The 1,742-nt window shown below is 70.9% G+C and carries 1 protein-coding gene; it reads right to left on the bottom strand.

All coding sequences use genetic code 11. The annotated features are described in order from the left end of the window. Positions 1-1,742: condensation domain-containing protein (locus ABZ098_RS44915; protein WP_356600896.1), on the bottom strand; the 1,742-nt coding region annotated here is incomplete at both ends.

Here is a 1,742-nt window from a genome sequence, read left to right as displayed (position 1 = left end):
TCCGCCACACGCCGGCCCGCATCGGCCGCGACCGCCTCCAGGACAACCGCCAGGTGCCCCGCCATACGCTCGATCGTCGCCGCATCGAACAACGCGGTGCTGTACTGGATCTCGCCGATCAGGGTGCGGCCGGAATCGACCAGTGTCACCCCGAGGTCGGTCTTCACTCGCAGCGGGTTCGGCCTGGCATCGGGCCCGGATGCGATGTCCGCGCCGGGACGGGAGTCGGCCCGGTCGTCCGCGAGCCGGGTGTTCTCGTTGTCGTCGTCCGGGGCGGGAGGGTCGTAGCTGAACCAGACCTGGAACAGAGGGGAACGGGAGCGGTCGCGTTCGGTGACCAGGGCGTCGACCAGCTGCTCGAACGGCAGCTCCTGGTGGGCGTAGGCAGCCAGCGCGGTCTCCCGGACCCGGCCAAGAAGTTCGGCGAACGACGGATCGCCCGACAGGTCGGTGCGCAGGACGAGGGTGTTGACGAAGAAGCCGATCAGTTCCTCGGTCTCGGCACGCGTCCGGCCCGCGACCGGTGTCCCCACCGCCACGTCGTCGGTGCCGCAGTACCGGCCCAGGACCACGTCGAACGCAGCCAGCAGCGTCATGAACATCGTCGCGCCGTTCGCGCGAGCGATCCGGCGCACCGCGTCCGCGGTGTCGGCCGGGATCGTGAAGCCGATCGCCGCGCCCGCGCTGGACCGCACCGGGGGGCGCGGCCGGTCGGTGGGCAGTTCCAGTACTGGTGCGCCGGCCAGTTGCCGCCGCCAGTACGCCAGTTGCCCGTCCAGGACGTCTCCGCTCAGCCAGGAGCGCTGCCAGGCGGCGTAGTCGGCGTACTGCACCGGCAGCGGCGGCAGCGGATCCGGCGCACCGGTCCGCGATGCCCGGTAGAGCGCCGACAACTCGCGCCAGAAGATCCGCTCCGACCACTCGTCGGAGACCACGTGATGCATCGCCAGCACCAGCAAGTGGTCCAGGCCCGCCCGCACAAGGCAGGCGCGGATCAGCGGTCCGGCCGCCAGGTCGAACGGCGCCGCCGCGTCGGCCGCCAGCAACTCGTGCGCCGCGGCCACCGGATCGGCCAGGTCCGACACATCGGCCACCGGCAGCGGCACCGGCGTCGGCGGGTCGATCACCTGGTGCGCCACCCCGTCCGGGCCCGCCACCAGCCGCGTCCGCAACACCTCGTGCCGCGCCACCACCGCGTCCAGTGCCTTGCTCAACGCGGCCACGTCGAGATCACCGTGGAACCACATCGGCGACGGCACGTTGTACTCGACCGAACCCGGCTCCAACTGGCCCATGAACCACAGCCGCTCCTGCCCGAACGACAACGGCAACGGCTCGTCCCGGGAGACCGCGGTCACCGGCGGCACCACCGGACCGGGCGCCGTCCGCTCGATGACAACGGCCAGACCGCGCACCGTGGGATGGTCGAACAAGGCAGCCAGCGGAATCTCGGTGCCGAAAACCTCCCGAACCCGGGAGACCACCTGCGTGGCCAGCAGCGAATGCCCACCCAGCTCGAAGAAGCCGTCCCCTGCACCGACCTGGTCGATCCCCAGGACCTGCGCCCAAATTCCCGCGAGAAGCTCCTCGGTCGCCCCGACCGGCGCCATGAACGTCCCCAGTTCGGGGCGGGAGGTGTCGGTGTCGGGCAGTGCGGCGCGGTCGATCTTGCCGTTGGGTGTCAACGGCAGAGCAGACAACTCCGTGAAGGAAGCCGGGATCATGAACTCGGGCAGCCGGGA

The organism is Streptomyces sp. NPDC006335 (genome assembly GCF_040612795.1).
Taxonomy (GTDB): Bacteria; Actinomycetota; Actinomycetes; order Streptomycetales; family Streptomycetaceae; genus Streptomyces.
This window is presented reverse-complemented; position numbering and strand designations above follow the sequence as displayed.